At 62.9% G+C, this 21,128-nt stretch carries 24 protein-coding genes; 12 read left to right on the top strand and 12 right to left on the bottom strand.

All coding sequences use genetic code 11. From position 1 onward, the window contains the following. Positions 1–3 precede the first annotated feature (3 nt). Complete coding sequence (locus CXR25_RS01425; RefSeq protein ID WP_114319436.1) at positions 4–1,191, bottom strand: CaiB/BaiF CoA transferase family protein; 1,188 nt, start codon at positions 1,189–1,191, stop codon at positions 4–6. A gap of 154 nt (positions 1,192–1,345) precedes the next feature. On the opposite strand from CXR25_RS01425, the gene CXR25_RS01420 reads away from it, so the two are divergent. The 4 genes from CXR25_RS01420 to CXR25_RS01405 all read left to right on the top strand — a co-directional run bounded on the left by CXR25_RS01420 (position 1,346) and on the right by CXR25_RS01405 (position 5,166). Beyond that, positions 1,346–2,026 carry a GntR family transcriptional regulator gene (locus tag CXR25_RS01420; protein ID WP_009882190.1) on the top strand — a complete coding sequence of 227 codons (681 nt, stop codon included), beginning with the start codon at positions 1,346–1,348 and terminating at the stop codon, positions 2,024–2,026. A 235-nt stretch (positions 2,027–2,261) separates the two neighbouring features. Continuing rightward, positions 2,262–3,305, top strand: coding sequence for a TRAP transporter substrate-binding protein (locus CXR25_RS01415; RefSeq protein WP_009882189.1), 1,044 nt, complete (start codon positions 2,262–2,264; stop codon positions 3,303–3,305). Positions 3,306–3,307: 2 nt separating this feature from the next. Next, positions 3,308–3,880: a TRAP transporter small permease gene (locus CXR25_RS01410; protein WP_035278325.1), complete on the top strand. Its 573-nt coding sequence runs from the start codon at positions 3,308–3,310 to the stop codon at positions 3,878–3,880. Beyond that, the gene (locus CXR25_RS01405; protein ID WP_125177773.1) at positions 3,880–5,166 is read left to right on the top strand and encodes a TRAP transporter large permease; all 1,287 of its coding nucleotides are present in this window, start codon (positions 3,880–3,882) and stop codon (positions 5,164–5,166) included. Before CXR25_RS01410 ends, CXR25_RS01405 begins: the two co-directional genes overlap by 1 nt. Before the next feature lie 160 nt (positions 5,167–5,326). On the opposite strand, the gene CXR25_RS19105 is transcribed toward CXR25_RS01405, so the two are convergent. Beyond that, positions 5,327–5,449 (bottom strand): hypothetical protein, encoded by a 123-nt coding sequence (locus tag CXR25_RS19105; protein ID WP_009882186.1) that lies wholly within the window; start codon positions 5,447–5,449, stop codon positions 5,327–5,329. Positions 5,450–6,025: 576 nt separating this feature from the next. Between CXR25_RS19105 and CXR25_RS01400 the strand changes: the two genes are divergently transcribed. Beyond that, a complete protein-coding gene (locus CXR25_RS01400; protein ID WP_236850603.1) occupies positions 6,026–6,283 on the top strand; it encodes a DUF3263 domain-containing protein in 258 nt (85 codons plus the stop codon). 429 nt (positions 6,284–6,712) lie between these two features. Here CXR25_RS01400 and CXR25_RS01395 read toward each other — a convergent pair whose 3' ends face one another. Further along, positions 6,713–7,276, bottom strand: a complete 564-nt coding sequence (locus CXR25_RS01395; RefSeq protein WP_009882182.1) for a dihydrofolate reductase family protein — start codon at positions 7,274–7,276, stop codon at positions 6,713–6,715. A gap of 132 nt (positions 7,277–7,408) precedes the next feature. On the opposite strand from CXR25_RS01395, the gene CXR25_RS01390 reads away from it, so the two are divergent. Both CXR25_RS01390 and CXR25_RS01385 read left to right on the top strand, forming a co-directional pair. Continuing rightward, entirely contained in the window at positions 7,409–7,894 is a 486-nt protein-coding gene (locus tag CXR25_RS01390; protein ID WP_009882181.1) for a MerR family transcriptional regulator, read from the top strand. Further along, on the top strand, positions 7,891–8,913 hold the full coding sequence (locus CXR25_RS01385) for an aldo/keto reductase (protein WP_125240317.1): 1,023 nt from the start codon (positions 7,891–7,893) through the stop codon (positions 8,911–8,913). The genes CXR25_RS01390 and CXR25_RS01385 overlap by 4 nt, the downstream gene beginning before the upstream one ends. Before the next feature lie 9 nt (positions 8,914–8,922). Here the strand turns inward: CXR25_RS01385 and CXR25_RS01380 are convergent, their stop codons facing one another. From CXR25_RS01380 to CXR25_RS01365, 4 genes are all read right to left on the bottom strand, one after another. Next, positions 8,923–9,957, bottom strand: coding sequence for a helix-turn-helix domain-containing protein (locus CXR25_RS01380; protein ID WP_125240316.1), 1,035 nt, complete (start codon positions 9,955–9,957; stop codon positions 8,923–8,925). Positions 9,958–10,017: 60 nt separating this feature from the next. Beyond that, complete coding sequence (gene acmB / locus CXR25_RS01375) at positions 10,018–11,199, bottom strand: methyl acetate hydrolase AcmB (RefSeq protein ID WP_125240315.1); 1,182 nt, start codon at positions 11,197–11,199, stop codon at positions 10,018–10,020. 15 nt (positions 11,200–11,214) lie between these two features. After that, positions 11,215–12,174, bottom strand: a complete 960-nt coding sequence (locus CXR25_RS01370) for an alpha/beta hydrolase fold domain-containing protein (protein WP_125240314.1) — start codon at positions 12,172–12,174, stop codon at positions 11,215–11,217. A 103-nt stretch (positions 12,175–12,277) separates the two neighbouring features. Next, a complete protein-coding gene (locus CXR25_RS01365; RefSeq protein ID WP_125240313.1) occupies positions 12,278–13,588 on the bottom strand; it encodes an Nramp family divalent metal transporter in 1,311 nt (436 codons plus the stop codon). Positions 13,589–13,811: 223 nt separating this feature from the next. Here CXR25_RS01365 and arr point away from each other — a divergent pair, with 223 nt between their 5' ends. The 5 genes from arr (at position 13,812) to CXR25_RS01345 (ending at position 17,073) form a co-directional block, all read left to right on the top strand. Further along, entirely contained in the window at positions 13,812–14,222 is a 411-nt protein-coding gene (arr, locus tag CXR25_RS01360) for an NAD(+)--rifampin ADP-ribosyltransferase (RefSeq protein WP_125240312.1), read from the top strand. Between the two features lie 79 nt (positions 14,223–14,301). Further along, on the top strand, positions 14,302–14,472 hold the full coding sequence (locus CXR25_RS18560; protein ID WP_164513917.1) for a hypothetical protein: 171 nt from the start codon (positions 14,302–14,304) through the stop codon (positions 14,470–14,472). 43 nt (positions 14,473–14,515) lie between these two features. Continuing rightward, positions 14,516–15,607, top strand: a complete 1,092-nt coding sequence (locus CXR25_RS01355) for an IS630 family transposase (protein ID WP_009881631.1) — start codon at positions 14,516–14,518, stop codon at positions 15,605–15,607. Positions 15,608–15,619: 12 nt separating this feature from the next. Further along, positions 15,620–15,820 carry a RidA family protein gene (locus CXR25_RS01350; RefSeq protein WP_009882173.1) on the top strand — a complete coding sequence of 67 codons (201 nt, stop codon included), beginning with the start codon at positions 15,620–15,622 and terminating at the stop codon, positions 15,818–15,820. 77 nt (positions 15,821–15,897) lie between these two features. Further along, positions 15,898–17,073: an MFS transporter gene (locus tag CXR25_RS01345; protein ID WP_241212364.1), complete on the top strand. Its 1,176-nt coding sequence runs from the start codon at positions 15,898–15,900 to the stop codon at positions 17,071–17,073. A gap of 25 nt (positions 17,074–17,098) precedes the next feature. Here CXR25_RS01345 and ltaE read toward each other — a convergent pair whose 3' ends face one another. The 5 genes from ltaE to CXR25_RS01320 form a co-directional block, all read right to left on the bottom strand. Beyond that, complete coding sequence (gene ltaE, locus CXR25_RS01340) at positions 17,099–18,115, bottom strand: low-specificity L-threonine aldolase (protein ID WP_125240311.1); 1,017 nt, start codon at positions 18,113–18,115, stop codon at positions 17,099–17,101. A gap of 66 nt (positions 18,116–18,181) precedes the next feature. Then, on the bottom strand, positions 18,182–18,664 hold the full coding sequence (locus tag CXR25_RS01335) for a carboxymuconolactone decarboxylase family protein (protein ID WP_096177633.1): 483 nt from the start codon (positions 18,662–18,664) through the stop codon (positions 18,182–18,184). Positions 18,665–18,667: 3 nt separating this feature from the next. After that, positions 18,668–19,036, bottom strand: a complete 369-nt coding sequence (locus tag CXR25_RS01330; protein ID WP_125240310.1) for a GNAT family N-acetyltransferase — start codon at positions 19,034–19,036, stop codon at positions 18,668–18,670. A gap of 32 nt (positions 19,037–19,068) precedes the next feature. Next, a complete protein-coding gene (locus CXR25_RS01325; RefSeq protein ID WP_125240309.1) occupies positions 19,069–20,112 on the bottom strand; it encodes a pirin family protein in 1,044 nt (347 codons plus the stop codon). A gap of 146 nt (positions 20,113–20,258) precedes the next feature. Next, a complete protein-coding gene (locus CXR25_RS01320; protein ID WP_125240308.1) occupies positions 20,259–21,113 on the bottom strand; it encodes a TIGR03084 family metal-binding protein in 855 nt (284 codons plus the stop codon). Positions 21,114–21,128 lie beyond the last annotated feature (15 nt).

Below are 21,128 nucleotides of genomic sequence, written 5' to 3'. Positions count from 1 at the left end.
CGTTCAGATGGCTCCTTCACGATGGAGTTCGGCAACCTTCTCCGGGCTGAATCCGAGATCACCGAGGATGGACTCCGTATGGTCGCCCACGTCGGGAATCGGGTCCATCCGAGGAACGACACCGGACATTTCGACCGGGGGCACGAGCATGGAGATCGGTCCCACCGGGGAGCCGACATCCTGCCAACGGTCACGTTCGACCAGCTGCGGGTGATCGGCGATCTCGGTCATGTCGCGCTGTCGCGAGTGTGCGACCTTGGCAGTTTCGAGGAGCTCATCGCACTGCGCACCGGTGAAGTCGGCGAAGACTTCTTCGATGATGGTCTGGAGTTCGTCCCTGTGGGCGTATCGGTGGGCGGCCCGGTCGAAGCGTTCGTCGGTGACCATGTCATCGCGGCTTAGGACCTGGGTGGCGAAGCTCTTCCATTCGCGTTCGTTCTGGATCGCCAGCATGATCTGGGTGCCGTCGCCGCAGGTGAAGGCGCCATAGGGGGCGATGGCAGCGTGCGAAGTTCCGGCCCGAGTGGGGCGAGTGCCGCTGCCGTGGGTGAAGTAGAGGGGGTAGCCCATCCATTCGACGAGGGAGTCGAAGAGGCTGATCTGCAAGGTGGCGCCCTCGCCGGTGCGTTCACGATTGAACAGCGCGGTGAGGATGCCGGAGTATGTGTACATGCCGGCGGAGATGTCCGCCGTTGAGATTCCCGTCTTCGCGGGATGATCCTCGGTCCCTGTCACAGAGACCAAACCTGCTTCGGCCTGCACAAGTGCATCGTATGCCTTGGCATCCTTGTACGGTCCGTCTGGTCCGTATCCGGAGATCGAGGCGTAGATGAGTCGATCGTTCATGCCGCGCAGCTCTTCGGCGCCGAAGCCCAGTCGCTCGGCGGCGCCGGGGGCGAAGTTCTGGATGAACACGTCGGCCTCGGCGACGAGATCCTTGAGGATCGCCTTGCCCTGCGGGTGTTTGAGGTCGAGGCTCAGGCTCTCCTTGTTGCGGTTGAGCCACACGAAGTGGCTCGCCATTCCGTTGACCGTGGTGTCGTAGCCGCGAGCGAAGTCCCCGGTTCCAGGGCGTTCGATCTTGATCACACGAGCGCCCAGATCGGCGAGCTGCCTGGAGGCAAAGGGCGCCGCCACAGCCTGCTCGCAGCTGATGACGGTGATCCCGGACAAGGGAAGTTCGGCGTGCACGGGGCCTCCACAACGAGAATTTATCAGCTTTCCTCCATAGAATACATCATTCGTTAGATCATGCATTATTGATGCAGAAACCGCTTGTGAGGATAAGCTTCGAAGTACAGGAGCAATCAGCAGCACATATCAGGCGGCAACGGAAGGTCGTGAAGTGGATCAGGAATCAGCATCGACGAAGCGGGACAAAATCGTCCTCGGCCTGCGCCGGAAGATCCTCGGTCGCGAACTCGATCGCGGCGAGCGCCTGCGCCAGGACCAGGTCGCCGACTGGTTCAGCGCCTCGATCACCCCTGTGCGCGAGGCATTGCGCATCCTCGAATCCGAAGGCCTCGTCTCCTCCGAAGCCCACCGCGGCGTTCGCGTGGCCGGGGTCGACATCGACCGCCTCAAATCACTCTTCGTCACCCGCAAGCTCACAGAGACCTTCGCCATCGCTCGCGCCACGACAAGGATCTCCCGCCACGAGCTGCGCCAGGCCGAGAAGCTCCTCGAGGCCCTGGATGCCGCCAGTGAAGAAGGCGATGCCATGGGCCGCAACACCCGCAATGAGGAGTTCCACTTCTTCTTCTACGACCGGTGCGGACTGCCGGCCCTGCGTGATGACATCGCGACCAGGTGGCGAGCCTTCCCCTGGGATCTCACGCTCGACAGCTCGGACCGACTCAATCAGGTCCACAGCGAACATCAGTCCATCGTCGATGCCGTGAAACGGATCGATCCCGACGCTGCGGCGACCCACCTCGGCGATCACATCACCAATGGATTCCTGCGCCTGGCCGAATCGACGACGGGTGAGCCGATCGCCGACCCCTTCGACTTCGACGCGGACTGAGCAGCCCCACTCCCCCGATCTCTGCATCCATAGACCGCACGATTCCCACATCTCAAGAAATAATGCATTCTTTGACAGATAATATTGGAAATCGTCAGATTCTCGTCTAAGCTCAAGATCGTTTGGTTCCGAGAGTGACTGCCTGGTCACGTGCACGTTGTCGTGCACAGTGCAGCAGAATGCGTTGTCACTTCGGAGACTGACACGACACTGGTCTCAATTACTGGAGCTGACGATGACGTCGATACGACGACCGAGGTGGAAACCACTGGTTGCCTGCCTGTCGATCTGCCTGCTCGCTCTGAGCGGATGTAATCCCGCGCGAAGCGGCAAGCAGGAGAAGTTCGAACTGCGCTTTGCCCATGTGACGTCGACGGGTACGCCGAAGGGACTAGCCGCCGACTACTTCGCGAAGCAGATCGAGGAGAAATCCGACGGTCGCATCCAGGTCGAGGTGTTCCCGAACTCGGAGCTCTACGGCGACAAGGATGAGATGCAGGCGCTGCAGTCCAATGCCGTGCAGATGCTTGCCCCGGCGAGCGCGAAGTTCACGACGATCGCACCGAGCCTGCAGGTCCTTGACCTGCCATTCATCTTCGACGAACCCGACGAGATCCCGGACATCGTCAGCCCTGAGACAGAAATCGGCAAGGCGATCTACGCCAACCCCGACCTCGAGGCCAACGGGCTCAAGGTTCTCGGCCTGTGGGACTCCGGAATGAAGCAGATCCACTCGAACAACCCAACGCTCTCGCCCAAGGACATGAAGGGCAAGAAGTACCGGATCCAACCCTCCGACGTACTGCGCACCCAGTTCGAGACCTGGGGCGGAATCCCATCTCCCCTGGCATTCGCTGAGGTCTACAACGGTCTTCAGCAGGGTCTCATCGACGGCGGTGAGAACACGTACTCGAACATTGAGTCGCAGAAGATGCATACGGTCCAGAAGTACGTGACCGAACTCAACCACGGCTATATCGGCTACATCCTCACTGTGAACAAGCGCTGGTACGACGAACTGCCGGATGACCTGCAGGCAGTCGTCGACGAATCCGCCGACGAGGCCTCGGCATTCAACCGGCAGGAGTCGCAGAAGGTCAACGCGGAGTCGAAGCGACTCATCGAGGAATCCGGTGGCACGACAATCGTCGTGCCCACGAAGAAGGAGCGCCAGTCGTTCAAGGACATGGTGGTGCCCTCCGAGTACGAGAAGTACCGGGATGTCATCGGCCCCGAGGTCGTTGACGAGCTCCTGCAGCGTGACAAGGAACGGGAGTGACGATGAGAACCTTCGACAAGTATCTGAGCCGGGTGGAGAACTTCCTGGCCGGCGCCAGTCTCATCGGCGCCACAGCACTCGCGGTCTTCGCCGTGCTTCTGCGCAACATCACCGGCGATGTCCTGTTCTGGTCCGAGGAAGCCATCATCTACCTCATCATCTGCTCGACATTCTTCGGGGCAGTCGTGACCCTGCGACACAACGAGCACGTCGCCGTGGACATCATGCCGACGCTGCTCAATGGCAAGAAGAAGAAGTTCTTCGTTGTCCTCGGTGGCCTGGCCACCCTCGTCTACGCGGGGTTCATCGCCTACCTGTCCTGGGCACTCATCAGTGAGCCCTTCTCGCGGACGACGATCACCCCGGCGCTGAAGCTGCCGTTGTGGGTCGTCGAACTCTCGCTTGCTGTGGGAATGACGCTGTTCTTCATCCGTGCGGCCGAGATGCTCATCCGTGCCATCAAGGCCCCGGCAGAAGAACTCGACAAGGACGTATTTGCTGAGGAAGCCGCGGCGGTCGGCATCGACGTCAACGACATCGCCATCGACGACGACACGAAGGAAAGGGATCGCTGATGCTCGAAGCAACATTCGTTCTCATTGCAGTCCTCATTCTGCTGCTCGTCACCTCGGCGCCCATCGCGGTGGCCCTGGGCTTGACCAGCCTCGTCTACTTCTACTACTTCACGCTCATCCCGATGACTCAGGTCTCGGAACGGCTGTTCAGTGCGCTCAATTCATTCCCGCTCATGGCGATCCCATTCTTCATCCTCGCGGCCAACATCATGTCCCGCGGCGGCATCTCCAGGCGGCTGACCGATTTCGGTGCCGCGATGGTCGGGCATCTGCGCGGCGGAATGGCGATCACCACGGTGCTCGCGTGCATGTTCTTCGCCGCGGTCTCCGGCTCGTCGCCTGCCACGGTCGTCGCGGTCGGCGCGCTGATGATCCCTGCCATGATGCGAAACGGCTATCCGAAGGAGTTCTCCACGGGACTCGTGGCCACCTCCGGGTCCTTGGGCATCCTCATTCCCCCGTCGATCCCGCTCATCGTCTTCGGCATCGCGACCGAGCAGAACATCGGTGACCTGTTCCTCGCCGGAATCCTGCCGGGCATCCTCGCCGGCGTCATGCTCCTGGGCATGGCCGTGTTCGTGGCATGGAAGAAGGGCTACGGACACGCGGGAGCCGGCTTCAAACTATCGAACGCCGATAAGCTCAAGGCCTTCCGCGACGCGATCCTGGCCCTGGCGCTGCCGTTCCTCGTCCTCGGCGGAATCTACTCAGGCTGGTTCACCCCCACCGAGGCGGCGGCCGTCGCGGTCGCCTACTCCCTGGTGGTGTCCCTGGTCATCTATCGCGAGATCAAGATCTCGCAGCTCTGGGAAGTCACGCTCTCGTCGGTGAAGACCTCGGCGATGGTCATGTTCATCATCGCCAATGGCATCCTCTTCACCTTCGTGCTGGCCAGTGAGCGGATCCCAGGATCGATCTCGGAGACGATCACCAATTGGGACCTGCAGCCCTGGCAGTTCCTCATCCTCGTCAATATCCTGCTGCTGTTCGTGGGCTGTGTGATGGAGACGTCCTCGGCGATCCTGATCCTGGCACCGATTCTGCTGCCGATCGCGATCGAGCTGGGCATCGACCCGATCCACTTCGGCATCATCGTCGTGATGAACCTGGAGATCGGCATGATCACGCCGCCGCTGGGGCTCAACCTGTTCGTCGCCTCCGGCATGTCGGGTATGAGCGTCATGCGCGTGGCCAAGGCAGCCATCCCGAGCGCACTGGTGCTCCTGACTGCTCTGGCGCTGGTGACGTTCGTTCCGTTCTTCGCCACGGCATTCGTGGGTTCGTAGGGCCCGAGGAAGATCGATTACTTTTGGTGCAGGTGACCAGTTTGCAGACTGGCCACCTGCACCAAAAGTGTTAAGTGGTCATGGAGACGTGGCGAAGGCCATCTCCTCGTCGTAGCGCCTGCCTGCGACTCGTCGGTGTCGAACCCGTCGACGAGGTCGATCAGGGCCACACCTCGGATGACCTGCGGGAGCTGACGATTCCGACCAGCGGGTCGATCCCTTCTTCAGCATCGAGTGGGGAGGTCTGCTCAGCGAAGAGCAGGTAAACGGTCCGACCGCTCATGCCTCGACCACCTCGTCGACGGGCACCGTTGTCCGCTTGCAAAAGATGCTGGCCCCAAAGCCGGTCCCAACCGCGATCAAGACGCCTGCCCCTGCCATTGCTCCACCGAGTGCCACGTTTCGTTTCGCATCGGCACGGCATTCTACGATTGCCTCCGGCAGCTTCAGTCCGTTTGCTTCGGTGATCCGCATCGCGTTGAGGCTCGACGGGCAGGCACACATCCCCTCATCCCCTCATCCCCTGTATAGGTTCCCTGCCCGAGCTGAACAAAGAACCCTCCGGCGATCAGACCAACAGACGCGACACCCAAAACAGTCAGTGGCAACCATCCGCGCTGTCTCCTGACGATCATGATCAGAAACCAGACCGTGACCGCTGCTCCCGCGACGACCCACCCGAGGTACACCCATTCCACCCAGGGGGCCTCTTCCCAATGGTAGAGCTCTACCGATTCATCGGTAGCCATAATCAACATGCGCGCTGAGTCTCCATCGTTCACCGTGATTCTCAATCAATGCCCAGTCGCGACAGTCTCACATTCAATATGCCACACTGGCGCGTATGGTCCCTGGCACCGTGAACGAGCTCTCCGCGCATGACCGCATGATCCTCGACCTGGAGAAGACAGAGCACACGTCAGCTGCTCGCGATGCGCTGTGTCGGCACATAGAACTGCCACTCGATAAGTACACCGTCGTGCTCGAGGGGATTGTTGATACGGATGCGGCCTATAGCTACGCCCCGGACGTCGTGAATCGAGTCAGGCATCTGAGGGCGGAGAGGTTTGCTTTCGAACGACGGCACGGGCGGTGGAAGAGCCGCGCATTTCAGTGAGTGTAAGGAACATAGAAAATAGTAGGCTGACCTGAATCGAGTCCGATCAGAGTTCCTGCGGATTCGCGGTCAGGACTGTGAGCAGAATTTTCCGCTCGGATTGGAAAAAGAATGAGAGAGCACGCACTCGCCGCCAAGCACACAATCGAGGTCGGTGATCAGTGAGAGTGAGTGAATCTGCTCGTCGTTCAGTCCTGCTCACCGGCTTGAGCTACCCGCTCCTGGTTGCGGGAATCATCCTTCTCTTGACCGGGGTGACCGTAGCTGGCGCCGTCCTATTGGCATCAGGCGTCTTTCTGATTGGTGTGAACGAGATCTGCCTTTACATCGCAAGAAGCAACGTGGTGCCACAAGACTCCCAGTCGTAGTCCCTTGCATCACCACTAGAGTCTCTCCCCACCACGGGAGTGACTTCTCGATCAACGTGATCTACTCGGACGTGTGAGGCGTTGGCCCGTCCACGACCCGGTAGGTCGTCTGGACCATCCCGCCGTCGAGGACTGTGGTGCGCACGTGCTCGAGATCCACATCTCCGCCAAGTGATCCGAACAGTGATGGCCCATCGCCGATGAGCACAGGTACTTGGGAGAGCGTGAGCTCGTCGACAAGCTTGGCGGCAAGGAACCACCGGACGGTCGCCCCACCGTCGACGTAGACGCGCTTGCAGCCGCTTAGCTCCGCTGCGTCGATGGCCGCCTCGGGTGAGCGGTGCACGATGATGCGAGGGTCGGCATCTGCGTCGAGGGTCGTACTGATGACGTGGATCGGGCGACCGAGGTAGGGCCACTCCTGGATGGAAGCGATCGCCTCGTACGTCTTCCGGCCCATCATCACCGCGTCAACCGACTCAACGAACGGCGTGAAGCCCGCATCTCCGGCGGCCTCGCCGCGGCTGGTCAGCCACTCCAAGTCCCCGTCCGGCCGCGCAATGCGGCCATCGACACTCAACCCAAGAAAGACAACGGCACGGAGGGACTGCTGCGACGCGGACATAGGGTCAAGTATCCAGCCACTAGCGAGGACAATCAAGGAAAAGCCAACTCAGGCACCGCCACCTGAGGCTAGCGATGAGTTTCTCCCAAACCCCTTGACTTAGAGTGCACTCACAGTCGTAGGTTTGTTTCCATGACCCAGCACACGGCAGACGTCTCACGCCCTTCAGATCTGAGGCAGGCTCTGTCGGTCGATCCCGACAGGGTTCTCTCGATCTCCGAGGTCAGCGAAGTCCTCGGCATCACGGCGCACACCGCCCGCTACTACGAGCGGGCCGGCCTGCTTGAAGTGGCCCGATCCCATTCCGGGCACAGGGTCTACGATTCGGCGACCGTCGAACGCCTGGACTTCCTCGTGCGCATGCGCACCTCCGGCATGGGCATCAGCCAGCTCAAGCGCTATGTTGAACTGGTCCGAGCCGGGGAGGCAACGACACCGCAACGACTGCAGATCATGGTCGACCAACGCGAACACATTCTCGCCCAGATCCACGAACTGGAGCTGGCCCTGACCACCACGGACTACAAGATCGCCAAATACGCAGGCACAGCCGGCGACGACTCAACAACGGCCACTATCCCATCACGTACAACCGCCTCAGTAGGAGATCCATCATGACCACCACACACCTCGGCGACCTCACCGTCTCCCCCATCGGCTTCGGCTGCATGGCCTTGTCCCACGTCTACGGCGGCACCACCGATGAAGCGGCACGGGAAACCCTGAGCACCGCTGTCGACGCTGGTATCACCTTCCTCGACACCTCTGATGTCTACGGCAAACCTCGCGACGGCGCTTCCGGACCGGCCGGAACGAACGAAGAGATGCTCGCACCGTTCTTGGCCAAGCGCCGCGACGAGGTCCAGTTGGCCACGAAGTTCGGAATCACCGCTCCCAGGGACGGGACGGATGCCCCGGCCAAACGCACCGATGGACGCCCGGAATATGCTCGCTCAGCCTGCGATGCTTCGTTGGCCCGCCTCGGCGTGGACACGATCGATCTCTACTACCACCATCGCCCGGATCCCGATGTTCCGATCGAGGAGACCGTCGGCGCCATGGCCGAGCTGGTCGAGGCGGGCAAAATCCGCCACATCGGCCTCTCGGAGGTCACCTCCGAGGAGCTGCGGCGAGCGCACGCGGTCCACCCGATCGCCGCTCTCCAGTCCGAGTGGAGCCTATGGTCTCGCGACGTCGAGGACCGTGTCGTTCCTGCCTGTGCCGAGCTCGGGGTCGGCTTCGTGCCCTACAGCCCCCTGGGCCGCGGCTTCCTCACCGGCACGCTGACCAAGGAGCAGGTCGCCGGCGACTTCCGCGGCGGCACTTCCCGCATGGGCGAGGCGTGGGATGCCAATCAGAAGATCGTCGAGATCGTCGCCGAGGTGGCTCGACGTCACGACGCCACCAACGCTCAGGTCGCACTGGCCTGGCTCCTCCACCGCGCCGCCCAGATGGGAGTCTCCGCCGTTCCGATTCCCGGCTCGCGCAAACCCGAGCGTGCGCTGGAGAACCTTGGGGCCGTGGATCTGCGTCTCGACGCCGATGACATGACTCAGCTCGATTCCATCCGGTCATTGGTCGAGGGCAGCCGTAACATCGTCAACAATCCGACGTGGATCAGCTCCGGGAGGGAGTAGTGCCAGCCTTCAGCCCACAGGCCCGGGAAGTTCGAGGACGTGGGAGTTGCGCAGCCGCCACCTGAGCACGCTGATGCCCAACCGGGTTCTGTTGTACCCGGTGAGCGGGTCGTAGCCGAGCCAGCGAGCGAGCTGCTCGACTCTGCCCTGCACGGTGCTGTGATGGAGACCGAGGTCTCTGGCCGCCTGCCTGATCGTCGGTGCCTCGAGGACAACACGCACCGTCGACTCCGCCCAGGGTGCTTCCATGATCTCGTCGATGCGGGCGGCATCGGGGTCGACAGCGTCGGGCGATTCGGCGAGCAGTTCGACGAGGCCGCCGAAGTTCTCCGCGCGCACGAGGCCCTCCTCGGGAGGACGGCTGAGACGCAGTGCCACCACAGCGGCGCGCAGCGAACGGGGCAGGTCGCCGATCAAGCCGACGGGGCCAAGGCCAGCCGGTGTCACGGCGATGTTCTCAGCTTGGTCGGCGACGATGAGGACCTGCAGGGCGCCGTACTCGCTGGCGACGACATCGGTGGGACCGGCGGGACGTCTGTCGAAGACGGCAAACAACGGAGCGACGAGCACCCGGTACCCGTGTCCGGCCACGAGTCCGAGCCGAACCGCCGCGGCAACCCGCTCCTCGGTGGGCGCGGTGGTGTCCAATGCGAGCGCCACGTCCCGCGGAGTCTCCAGCTGCTGTCGTTCGAATCCGAACCTCACCCCGATGGCCAGGCCGAACCGTTCGAGGATGAGGTCGTCGTTCGGCAGGGCTTGCCCCTCTCTCTCGAGCCAGACCTCGGAGGCATCCGGCAGGACCAGTGCGCTCACCTCGGCGGGGCGGGCACCCGCGCCCGGGCTCCCTGACGGATCGATGCGCAGCTGTCTGCTCCTGTCGCCGTTGCGAAACCCTGCCGGGCAGCCGGCAAGGGCCGCGGCGGCCGCGGCGAGGGCACGGGAATTGACCTCGCCGACCATGAGTTCGTCGAAGCAGGCGATGACGCGCAGGCCAAGACTCGCCTGGGGGTCCAGGTTGGCTATGCGACCCAACAGCTCCTGCACGTCATCGCCTCCTTGCGGGTGTTCGTCTCATCGCGGAGTCGATTCGCACCGCGATGCGAATCAGCCCTTCAGAGCATCGTAGACCGCTGTCTCCATCTCGAGGTAGCCCCCGACCGATGCCGGGTCCGCGAAGGGGAAGATCTGCGTCGCCCAGTAGCCGCCGATGTTGTTCTCCCGATCGATCCAGTAGAAGAGGTTGGCAAGTCCCGCCCAGGCTACGGCTCCTGCCGGACGCCCGGTCGGCGCGTCCTCCTCGTTGATCATGAACGTGTACCCCCACGACTTCGGCATGCCGGGGAAGAACTCCGCATCGTTGGACAGACTCGGGATGACACCGGGCAGCATCTTCACCTTGAGATCGCCGAGGTGGTTCTTGGTGGCCAGGTCCACCGTTTCGGGGCGTAGAACGACGGTGCCATCGTCTGCCTGACCGTCATTGAGCCACATCCTGATGAACGTGAGGTAGTCGTCGACGGTCGAGAAGAGGCCGTGACCTCCCATCTCCACCTCCGGCTCGGGCAGCATGAAGTCGGTGGCGGCCAGCTGACCGTCGGTGCGCTGGTGCATCGTCGCCTGCCGCTGCCGCATCGACGCCGATGTCCGGAAGCTGCTGTCCTTCATCCCCAGCGGGTCGAGGACCCGAGTCTGCATCGCCTGACCCAGGGTGGTTCCGGTGATGCCTTCGATGACCTGACCGACCCAGTCCATGTTCGATCCGTACTCCCATTGGGTGCCTGGGTCGAAGAGCAGCGGCGTCTGCAGGGCCTGCTTGGTGCTGCTGACGATGCTCGGCTGGCCCTGCTCACGGGCAAGGCGCTCATACTTCTCGTTGAAGAAGTCGTAGCCGAATCCCGCCGTGTGCAGCAGCAGCTGCTTGGTCGTCGGTTCGCTTGCCGGAGCCCGCAGAATCGGGGAGCCATCGACGTCGAAGCCCTCGATGACCTGCACATCGGCCAGGCCGGGGGCATATTCGCGGGCCGGTGCGTCGAGGTCGAGGTCGCCCGACTCCACCAGCTGCAGAGCCACCGTGCCGGTCAGCGCCTTAGTCGCGGAGAAGATCATGAACACCGAATCGGTGGTCATCGGCTGCGGATCGTTAAGCGAGCGGACTCCTGCGGAGGTGAGACTGATCGTCTCCTTATCGGTGGTGACTCCGGCGACGACGCCGGGGACCCCGCCGCTCTCGACCTTCTCTGAGACCACACGAGCAACGGCATCATTGACAGCTCGGTTCTGGGACATGGTTGTGCCTTTCGGTCAGTCGGCCAGGACCTTCTCGATCCAGGCCATTCGGGTACTGATCATTCCTTGCGCAAGGTGTGTATGGGCGGCGAAGATGTCGAAGGCGTGGAAGCCTCCGGGCCAGACGTGCAGCTCCGCCTCACTGCCGTCGTTCCACAGCGCCGAGGCGTAGGCAACGGCTTCGTCGCGGAAGATCTCTGCCGAACCGACGTCAATGTAGGCCGGCGGCAGGTCGGAGAGATCGTGGGCGCGTGAGGGCGCGATGTAGGGCAAGACGGCTTCTGTGCGATAGTCATCGCCGAGCATCGCCTGCCAGCCGGTCTCGTTGCTCACCCGGTCCCAGACACCGATGCCGTCGAATTGGTTGGTCGAGGCGGTGATCCCGCGATCATCGAGCATCGGGTAGATGAGCAGCTGACCGCGCAGCTTCGGACCCCCGCGGTCGCGGGCGGCGAGCGCCATCCCTGCGGCCAGTCCCCCACCGGCACTGGCGCCGGCGACGATGAGTCGGTCGAGGTCAACCCCGAGACGCTCGGCATTCTCAGCCGTCCACTCCAGGCTGGCGTACATGTCCTCACGGGCGTAGGGATCCTGGAATTCGGGGGCGAGGCGGTATTCGGGACTGATGAGGATGGCCCCGATGCGCTCGACCCAGTCGAGGTTGAGTCCGAGTGCGCTGAAGCGGTCACCGAACATCAGTCCACCGGAATGGGCGTAGACGATCGTGGGGCGGCGCCCCGTGTCACCCGCGCGCCTGAAGACCGACACGGTGATCGCCTCGCCATGGTGTCCGATCACCTGATGTTCTGAATGTTCGACACTGCGCCCCTTGAGAGTCTCCGCGAGAGGCTCGGACGCATAGGAGATGCGCGTGAAATCGATGAGAGACGGGGTGATGGTCGGCGGGAAGACCCCACCGACGACGGACAGACTCGCGGCAAGTTCCGCGTCGAATCGTGACCGTCGTCGTGTCATGTCTCTAAGTATGCAGACTCCGACTCGGTGCCGCTACCGCCACGACAACGCGATTACCGATCCTTCACCCGCCAATTGTCGGGTTAGGTTTCCCAGCCTCGCCTCAGCCCAGTAGCCCCATCACCGACTCCTTGACCTGGAGGACGGCGAGGAAGCCGAACAGCAGGAAGCAGATCGTCAGCAGCACGTTCGACAACCCCTTGTTCCGCAGCGCGGCCGGTACCGATGACCGGTTGAGGATGACGAGAAGGGCGATCGCGAGCACAGGCAGGATGAAGGCGCTGATCGCGGCGTAGATGAGCACGAGGGTCACCGGTTTACCCAGACTCATGATGACCAGAGCGGCGATGCTGAGGTAGACGATTGCGCCACGGAACTCGACGGACTTCGCCGACATCTCGTGCTCGGGCTTGTCCTGATGCGGGTATCGCCGCAGCACCCGAATGCAGTCGGCGGTGACGTAGGCGATGCCGGAGAATCCGCCGAGCACGCTGGTGTAGACGACGGCGAGGAAGCTGATGAGGAAGACGATCCGTCCTGGTTCGCCGATGCGCGAGACCAGGCTGTCGGCGATGGCGAACAGCGAGTCGTTGTCCGCGATGGTGAAGCCCTGGCCATAGAGGATGAAGGCACCAACGGCACTCATCGCCACGGCGAAGACGAACACCAGTGCGTAGCTGATGAACAGGTCGATGCGCACGACGGGTTTCCATTCGGCGTCGCGCCAGGACTTCTCGCGGATCCAGTATGAGTAGGCCAGTATTCCGGTGGCTCCGCCGACCCCGCCGATGAGTGACATGACGGTGATGATCGACCCGTTCGGGAAGGTCGGGGCCATGGTCTCCACAGCCACCGCCTGAGCTTCCTGCCCCTGGAACACTGAGATCGCCAGCGCAACGATTCCGAAGAACATGATGATGCCGAAGCCGATCATCGCCTTCTCCACCAACCCATAGCGTCCGATGCCGACGAGGATCGCGGCCGAAAGCAGCACGACGACCGCGGTCGGCCAGAACGGCAGCACCGGAAAGAGTGCCTGCAGGATGTTCGTCGTCACCGCGATGACGCCCGCACCGAAGAAGAGACCGACGAGCAGCTCGGCAACGAGGAACAGGGAAGGGAACAGCCGCCCGCCGAATGAGGTCAGGTGCGACTGCAACGATCGGTCGTCGCTCATCTGCAGGCGAGACACCGCTTCGGAGAGCACGAATTTGAGGATGATGCCCACGGTGAAGACCCAGATGAGTGCGAGCCCGTATTCGGCACCCGAGTTCATCGTCGTGATCATGTCCGAGGCACCGACGCTGGCCAGGGCAAGGACGATGCCGGGGCCGATGAGCCGCAGCCGTCCGGTCAATGTTGCCGGCGCCGAGGTGGTGGCGCCCTTCGTCTGCGGTGTGATCTCGGCGGACATAGGCGGGGTGGGGCTCCTTCACGTGTGTTCGTCGACGACGGCACTGGCGTCATTCGCACGGACGTCGTTCGCTCAGGTGAGTATGGCCGATTTGTGAGATTCCCACGGTCTGGTCTCAGTACCCGGGAAGCCACCCTGCAGCAATGTCGGAGATGCCTGCTTGAGTTCATTCTATCGTTTGGGCCTGGGCTCCGTTGGCAGATTCCGTCTGTATATTCGACCCATGACTGACGCACTCGACAATGGACCGTTCTTCCATGGCACCAAGGCGCAGCTGGAGGCCGGTGATCTCCTGACAGCGGGGTTCAATTCGAACTACCACCCCGAGGTCGTCATGAACCACATCTATTTCACTGCCCTGCCCGATGGCGCCGGACTCGCCGCGGAGCTCGTCGCCCTCAATGAGACCCCTCATGTCTACGAGGTTGAGCCGACCGGGGAGTTTGAGAACGACCCCAACGTCACCGACAAGAAGTTCCCGGGAAACCCCACCCGCTCCTACCGAAGCACTGCACCCTTGCGAATTCTTTGTGAGGTCACCGATTGGAAGCGACTGACCCCAGAGGAACTCCAGACCTGGCGCGACAACCTCGCCAAGCTTGCCCAGGACAAGACTGCCGAGATCATCAACTGAACCGAATCCCTCGCCCGACCATCCAGTATTTTGCCGCAACCATCACGGCCGACGGCACAACAGGAAGGAAAACGACGGAATGCCCCAACGCGTCAGCATCAATCCGCCTGGAATCAGTCACGAGAATCCGATACCCGCCGCCAGCCGCATCGGTCCGTTCCTCGCCTCCGGCGCGCTCACCGGCAAAGATCCCGAGACCGGGGACCTGCCAAGCGACCTGGCCGCTCAGGTGGCCAATGTCTTCACCTAGTGTCCTGCGCCGTAAATTCGTGTAAGAAGTTGTAGAATGGCGTATGCCTCGCACCGGTCGTCCGAAAGCCGAACTGATCCTCACCGATGAAGAACACCAGACGTTGACTCGCTGGTCCCGTCGGCGCAAGTCCTCACAAGCCCTTGCTCTGCGCTCACGAATCATCCTCGGCTGCGGGCAGGAACGATCAAACAAGGAAGTCGCCACCAGCCTCGGCTGCACGCCCGCGACTGTGGCCAAATGGCGGAACCGATTCATTGCCGACCGACTCGATGGTCTCGTCGACGAACCACGCCCAGGTAGACCCGCCACGATCACGGCCGAGCAGGTCGAGGACGTCATCACCTCAACCCTGGAACAAACACCGAAAAACGCCACCCACTGGTCACGGGCGCAGATGGCCGAACGCAGCGGACTATCGAAATCGACGATCGGACGGATCTGGAAGGCCTTCGAGCTCAAACCCCACCGCGCCGATGGGTTCAAACTCTCCAACGACCCTCTCTTCGTGGAAAAGGTCTACGACATCGTCGGCCTTTACCTCAATCCACCCGAGTCCGCTGTCGTGCTCAGCGTCGATGAGAAGTCCCAGGTCCAAGCGCTGTCTCGGTCCCAGCCGGCGTTTCCGATGATGCCGGGCATGCCGGAGAAACGTACCCACGATTACGCCCGCCACGGCACGACGAGTCTCTTCGCAGCGCTGAATGTCGCCGATGGAACCGTGATCGCCTCGACACACCGCAAGCACCGCGCGATCGAGTTCAAAAAGTTCTTAACCAAGATCGACAAACACGTTCCAGACCACCTCGACATCCACGTCGTGTGTGACAACTACGGCACGCACAAACACCCGTTGGTGCGGAACTGGCTGGGCAAGCATGAGCGGTTCCATATTCATTTCACGCCCACGTATTCGTCGTGGATCAACCAGGTCGAGAGGCTCTTCGCTGAAGTCACCCGCGAACTCCTCCAGCGCAGTGACCACCGAAGCGTGCAAGCCCTGGAGAAAGACCTTCGCGAGTGGGTTAAGGCGTGGAACGAGGACCCGCAGCCATTCGTGTGGACGAAAACCGCGGAAGAGATACTGGAATCTCTCTCACGACTAATGCAACGAACTACCGGCGCAGGACACTAGGTCCGCGGCGTCATGGACATGGCCGGTGGCAGCACCGACGACATCCTCAAACTCACCGTCCACCTCGTCGACTACCGTGATCGGGCTGCGTTGAACGAGGAATGGGAGGCAATGTTCCCCGATCCTCAGAGTCGGCCGGCTCGTCAGGTGATGGCGGCCCAACTGGATCGCGGTGCCCTGATCCAGGCCGACCTGCTGGCAGTCCTGCAGTAACCAGCAGGCTCTCGCGCTGTTTCTCGCCACGCGAGCAGTCCCGACGGCCTCCTCTGCCCGGAGTACAGTGATCCATCGTGAGTGTTGCCGCTGTTCCACATGGTCCGACGCGTCCCCCGTTTCCCGTCTCCGTGGCGGCGTTCGTCAGCAGCTTCGATCGTTTCGCCATCAGCCCCCTCGTCGTGCTCGTCGCCCACGACCTCGGTGCGACTCTCGCCGAGGCGCTGACGATCGCCAGTGCCTACTTCCTGGCGTACGGCATCAGTCAGCCGGTGTGGGGAGTGCTCTCCGACCGCCTCGGGCGCGTCCGGCTGATGAAGGCAACACTTCTTGCCGCAGCCGTGGCGGGAATGGTCGCGACCTTTGCCCCGAATCTGACGATCCTCGTCATTGCCCGAGCCTTGTCAGGTGCATTCTACGGAGCCGTCGTCCCCACCTCGATGACCTATGTCGGGGACACCGTCGCCGAGGCGCATCGGCAGCCCGCATTGACCGATCTCATGGCAGCGATCGCCGTCGGAACCGCCAGTGCCACAGCTCTGGCCGGAGTACTAGCGCACTTCGCCGACTGGCGAATCGTCTTCGCCATCCCCGCTGTCCTCGCGATCGTCTGCGCCCTCGGACTTCGCCGACTGGCGGAACCACCACGGGAAGAACAGGGCGGAGTCCTCGCGACCATCCGAGCCGCGATTACTCATCGGTGGGTTCTCATCGTCATCACCTTGGCTTTCGTCGAAGGTGCTGTGGTCCTCGGCGTGCTGACACTGCTCGCACCGGCCCTGCAGTCACAGGGCATCGGCGCGGCCATCGCCGGCCTTGCCACCGCTGCTTACGGGGTCGGCGTCATCATCACCACCCGCATGGTCAAGGCCCTCAGTCGCCGTCTGAGCATGCCGCGGCTCATCGCCATCGGCGGTACCGCCACGGTGATCGCCTTCGGACTTCTCACCATCCATCTGTCGACGCTGACGGTCATCATCGCAGCACTGCTGCTGGGAACGACCTGGTCCTTCCAGCATTCCTCGCTGCAGACCTGGGCCACCGGGGTCCTGCCGCAGGCACGCGGAACCGTGGTGTCACTCTTCGCCGGATTCCTCTTCGCCGGCAGCGCACTGGGCACTGCAATCGGCGGATCCCTCGGCGAGGACAATCGCTGGACGCTGCTGTTCGCGATCTCCGGCATCGTAGCGCTCACCCTGACACTGGTCATCGTGTTCAGCCGTCGCGTCTATGACGGTCCGCAGACAGGCTGAAGCGCCCGCGCTCTGACCGCTGAGATCAGCGCCCGAAGAACTCCTTGCACGCCCGCCGGACACGCTCAATCGCCTCGTCGTCGATGTCGAGGTGCGTGACCCAGCGCAGCTTCCCGTGCGCACTGCCGGTGATGATGTCACGGCCGGCGAGGAACGTTGAGAAGGCATCCATGTCGACGCCGTCCGGGGACAGGAAGACCATGTTCGTGCGTGCCTCACCAGCCCCCAGCTCGGGGAAGTCCGCGAAGATCTCAGCCAATCGCTTCGCCCGGTCGTGGTCCTCACGCATGCGGTCCACATTGTGCTCGAGCGCGTAGATGCCGGCCGCGGCGAGGACTCCGGTCTGGCGCATGCCCCCGCCCAGAGTCTTGCGGATGCGCTTGGCCCGCCCGACCAGTTCCTTCGACCCGACGAGCAGCGCGCCCACAGGTGCGCCGAGGCCCTTCGACAGGCACAGCGAGACCGAGTCGAACCGGTCAGCGATCGCCGATGGTTCGCTGCCGGTGGCTACGGCTGCGTTCATGACCCGGGCCCCGTCGAGGTGAGTCGACAGACCGTGGCTGCGCGCCAGCTCGGTCGCGCCCTCAATGTAGTCGGCAGGCAGCGGCAGTCCGTTGAAGGTGTTCTCCAGAGTCAGCAGTCTGGTGATCGGGTTGTGGAAGTCATCGGGTTTGATCGCCGAGGTGATCGCATCGAGATCGATGATCCCATCGGGTTCGTTGGGCAGCGGCTGCGGTTGGACCGATCCCAGCACTGCCGCTCCCCCACCTTCGTCGCGGTAGGCGTGTGCTGTCTGGCCGACGATGTATTCGTCACCGCGCCCGCAGTGTGCCATGATCCCGGCGAGGTTGGCCTGCGTTGCCGAGGGGAAGAAGAGGCCTGCCTCTTTGCCCAGAATTTCGGCAGCCATCGACTCGAGCCGATTGGTCGTCGGATCTTCGTCGTAGACGGCGTCGCCCACCTCGGCGTCGGCCATGGCCTTGCGCATTCCGGCACTGGGTGTGGTGACGGTATCGGAGCGGAAATCGACTCGATTGCTCACAGCGTGGTCCTTTCGATGAGAAACGCGGCGGCCACCTAAATGACCGCCGCGTTCAGTGCTCTGTGCTCAGCTGTCCGCGTTGCGAGGGCGGGCGACCGGGTGGTTGCTGGCGATCGAAATTCGGTTGAAGGCGTTGATCAGCGTCACCGTCCATTCGACGGCCGAGATCTGTTCGGCGGAGAGGTACTCGCCGGCCTCGATGGCGATCTCATTGCGATCGGCCGCCTTGTCGATGACTGTCAGCGTCTCGGCCAAAAGCAGTGCGGCACGTTCCTGACCGTCGAAGACCTCAGCCTCACGCCAGGTCGGCAACAGGTCAAGTTTGAGCTCCTCGACACCTGCCTTCCGGGCTGCCGGGGCGTGGATGCTCAGGCAGGTGCGGCAGCCGTTGATCTGGGAGACCCGCACATTGACCAGTTCGAGAAGTCCATCGCTGAGACCCTCCGCACGTGCGACCTTCCGGGACGCTGCCGCGGCTTGGATCATGGCCTTGTAGACCTCGGGGTGGACCTTGTCGATGTAGGGACGATTGACGTTGACTCCGGACAACTCTCAGGCCTCCCGCTTGACGAAATCGATGTCTGCGCCGGTGGCCCGACGGAACTTTCCGCCTTGGGCAAGGTATTCATCGCCGGATTCACTCAGTTTCCGTACGAACAGTGGGCACACCGGCACCACTGTCACGCCCCGCTCACGGCTGGCTTTGAGCGACTGTGCCACCAGCACCTTCGAGAGTCCGCGTCCACCGAATGCCTCGTCGACCTCGGTGTGGTGGAAGATCCGTTCTCCGTCGGGGGCGGTGAGGAAGAAGGCGCGGCCGGCATCCGTACCGGCGGCGTCCCGGATGACGTAGGCACCGCGGGCCTCGTCGAGTTCGACGGTGACGGTCTCGCCGGTTTTGTCAGTCAGCGCTTCGCTCATTATTTCGTCTCCTTGTTCGGGTGGGTGCTGGGTCAGGATTGGACGTGCGGGGGCGGATTCTTGCGCGCTTTGATGCGAACGTCGGGCAACCTCGGCGCGCGCAGCCTGGACAGGCCATCGGCGTTCTCACCGGGGCCTCCCTTGCCGACATAGCCCTCGACGGCGCCGAAACGATCGCCCTCGGCCTGCCATTCTTCGCGGTACTGGGCGATCTCCTCGTGGGTGCGGCCGATGAAGTTCCACCACATGAGGATCTCTTCGTTAAAGGGTTCACCGCCGATGATGACGAGGCGGGCGTCGGTCTCGGCCGGGTTGCTGATGCGCATTACGGACAGGCCCACACCGGTGTAGCCGAGGGCATTCGTCGGCAGTTCGACGTCTTCGACGGTGATGTCGCCGGAGTCGACGAGGACCCCGTATTCGAACTCCGCGTTGATCGGCAGGTCGATGGTGGCACCGGGACGCAGGCGCACCTCGGCGCCCATGAGCGGGGAATAGGTGGCAACGGGCGAGCGCGTTCCCCACAGCTCGCCGAGGAAGACGAGCATCTCGCCGCCGTCGAAGGGTGTGACCTCGGGAGCGAAGTGCTCGAAGTCCCTGCCCTCGCGGTTGCGCACCGAGTCGGGCAGCGCCAACCAGAGTTGGACGCCGTGCAGGGCTGTGGTGTCCTCGGTCGAGACCTCGGAGTGGCAGATGCCGCGGCCAGAGGTCATGAGGTTGACCTCGCCGGGCAGGACCATACCTTGGTTGCCGCCGGAGTCGATGTGTTCGATAGCGCCTTCGAAGAGCCAGCTCACGGTCTGCAGGCCGGTGTGCGGGTGCGGGGCGACGTCCATACCGCCGGAGGTCGAGACGTCGTCGGGGCCGTAGTGGTCGACGAAGCACCAGGGTCCGATGAGGGAGCGTTGGCGCTGCGGCAGTGTCCGGCGCACGCCCATGGCACGTGGTCCGCCCAGTGGGACGTCGCGGGCGGTGAGGATCTCAACCGGGGCTCGGCCCTCCTGCGCGCAGTCGGGGCCGGGCAGTCCGCCGGTCTTGCACACGACCTCGTCGGGTTTCGGCTCCACATTGCTCATATCGGTCCCACTTTCGCATTCACGATCAGACACCCGCCGAGGCGGTGCGTCCCAGCTCAGACACCGTCAGTCTTCCACATTGTGCGGGGAAATCCAGTGGGGGCTGGGTGGCATGAACCGTGAGAGTTCGGCTCCGCCAAAGGCGGTCACGGCCTGGCTTGGTCGCAATCCTCAGCCGGTAGTGGATCACGCCTGGCAAACTGTCCCGGTCTGCGCCCCTCGCCCGCTGGACCGGCGAATGCCTGCGCGATCTCCATCCACTGTGCTGCCGTCGCACCGACGGTTTGCAGGGACGTGTCAGCGATGTGCCGCCGCTGGGTGACGACGAGGCAGAAGTCTTCGATCGGACCGGACACCACATCCTCGGCGTCCTCCGGCCCTGCTGTCCATTCGTGCCCGTCTGGGGTGTCGAGCACGACCCGGACGGGTTGATCCGGAACGTCCAGGCCTCGCGCCGTGAAGCTGTTCGGAAATGTCAGCGCACCGATGCGTGCGACGTGGGGAAGGCGTGGTGACGGCTCTGCGATGACTTCGAGTGCGTCTCGAACATCCTGGCCGTGGGCCCAGGTCTCCATGATCCGCGCCGTGATCTTCGACGGCAGGCTCATCGCCGGTCCGAACCATGGCACTCGAACATTCGGGTCTGCCGCAGAGATCGCTTCGTGAAGCTTCTCTGATTCCTGCGCCCACCATCTGCGCATGTCCTCGCTGGTCCGCGAGAGGTTCGCCGGCCCGATGTGGTCGACGTATGTCTGGAGGTCCGTCATCGTACCCCGGACGTCGATGAACCGCTCCGGTTGGGAAATTGCCAGGCGGGTGACGAAGTCGAAGTGGGCGAGATGGGCGATCTGGTCCTGGGTCGTCCAGTTCTTCGCCGGGGTGGGGCGCGACCATTCGGCTTCTGTGATGCTGGCGAGCACTCGGCGAAGCGATTGCTGCTCTTCGGCGAGATCTGCGCTCAGCGAGCGGACTACGTCGGCCTTGCTCTCCGTGCTTGCCATTTCGGGTTCCTCTTC

It is taken from the genome of Brevibacterium aurantiacum, assembly GCF_003932995.1.
In the GTDB taxonomy this organism is placed as follows: Bacteria; Actinomycetota; Actinomycetes; order Actinomycetales; family Brevibacteriaceae; genus Brevibacterium; species Brevibacterium aurantiacum.
The sequence above is the reverse complement of the archived record's forward strand: the minus strand, read 5'-3'. Positions and strand labels throughout refer to the sequence as shown.

Bases quoted from the DNA above. Each gene is read 5' to 3' on its own strand.
- CXR25_RS01415 (WP_009882189.1), top strand. From the start codon at position 2,262: ATGACGTCGATACGACGACCGAGGTGGAAACCACTGGTTGCCTGCCTG.
- CXR25_RS01410 (WP_035278325.1), top strand. From the start codon at position 3,308: ATGAGAACCTTCGACAAGTATCTGAGCCGGGTGGAGAACTTCCTGGCC.
- CXR25_RS01405 (WP_125177773.1), top strand. From the start codon at position 3,880: ATGCTCGAAGCAACATTCGTTCTCATTGCAGTCCTCATTCTGCTGCTC.
- CXR25_RS19105 (WP_009882186.1), bottom strand. From the start codon at position 5,449: ATGAGCGGTCGGACCGTTTACCTGCTCTTCGCTGAGCAGACCTCCCCA.
- CXR25_RS01395 (WP_009882182.1), bottom strand. From the start codon at position 7,276: ATGTCCGCGTCGCAGCAGTCCCTCCGTGCCGTTGTCTTTCTTGGGTTG.
- CXR25_RS01390 (WP_009882181.1), top strand. From the start codon at position 7,409: ATGACCCAGCACACGGCAGACGTCTCACGCCCTTCAGATCTGAGGCAG.
- CXR25_RS01385 (WP_125240317.1), top strand. From the start codon at position 7,891: ATGACCACCACACACCTCGGCGACCTCACCGTCTCCCCCATCGGCTTC.
- acmB (WP_125240315.1), bottom strand. From the start codon at position 11,199: ATGTCCCAGAACCGAGCTGTCAATGATGCCGTTGCTCGTGTGGTCTCA.
- CXR25_RS01370 (WP_125240314.1), bottom strand. From the start codon at position 12,174: ATGACACGACGACGGTCACGATTCGACGCGGAACTTGCCGCGAGTCTG.
- CXR25_RS01365 (WP_125240313.1), bottom strand. From the start codon at position 13,588: ATGTCCGCCGAGATCACACCGCAGACGAAGGGCGCCACCACCTCGGCG.
- arr (WP_125240312.1), top strand. From the start codon at position 13,812: ATGACTGACGCACTCGACAATGGACCGTTCTTCCATGGCACCAAGGCG.
- CXR25_RS18560 (WP_164513917.1), top strand. From the start codon at position 14,302: ATGCCCCAACGCGTCAGCATCAATCCGCCTGGAATCAGTCACGAGAAT.
- CXR25_RS01355 (WP_009881631.1), top strand. From the start codon at position 14,516: ATGCCTCGCACCGGTCGTCCGAAAGCCGAACTGATCCTCACCGATGAA.
- CXR25_RS01350 (WP_009882173.1), top strand. From the start codon at position 15,620: ATGGACATGGCCGGTGGCAGCACCGACGACATCCTCAAACTCACCGTC.
- CXR25_RS01330 (WP_125240310.1), bottom strand. From the start codon at position 19,036: ATGAGCGAAGCGCTGACTGACAAAACCGGCGAGACCGTCACCGTCGAA.
- CXR25_RS01325 (WP_125240309.1), bottom strand. From the start codon at position 20,112: ATGAGCAATGTGGAGCCGAAACCCGACGAGGTCGTGTGCAAGACCGGC.
- CXR25_RS01320 (WP_125240308.1), bottom strand. From the start codon at position 21,113: ATGGCAAGCACGGAGAGCAAGGCCGACGTAGTCCGCTCGCTGAGCGCA.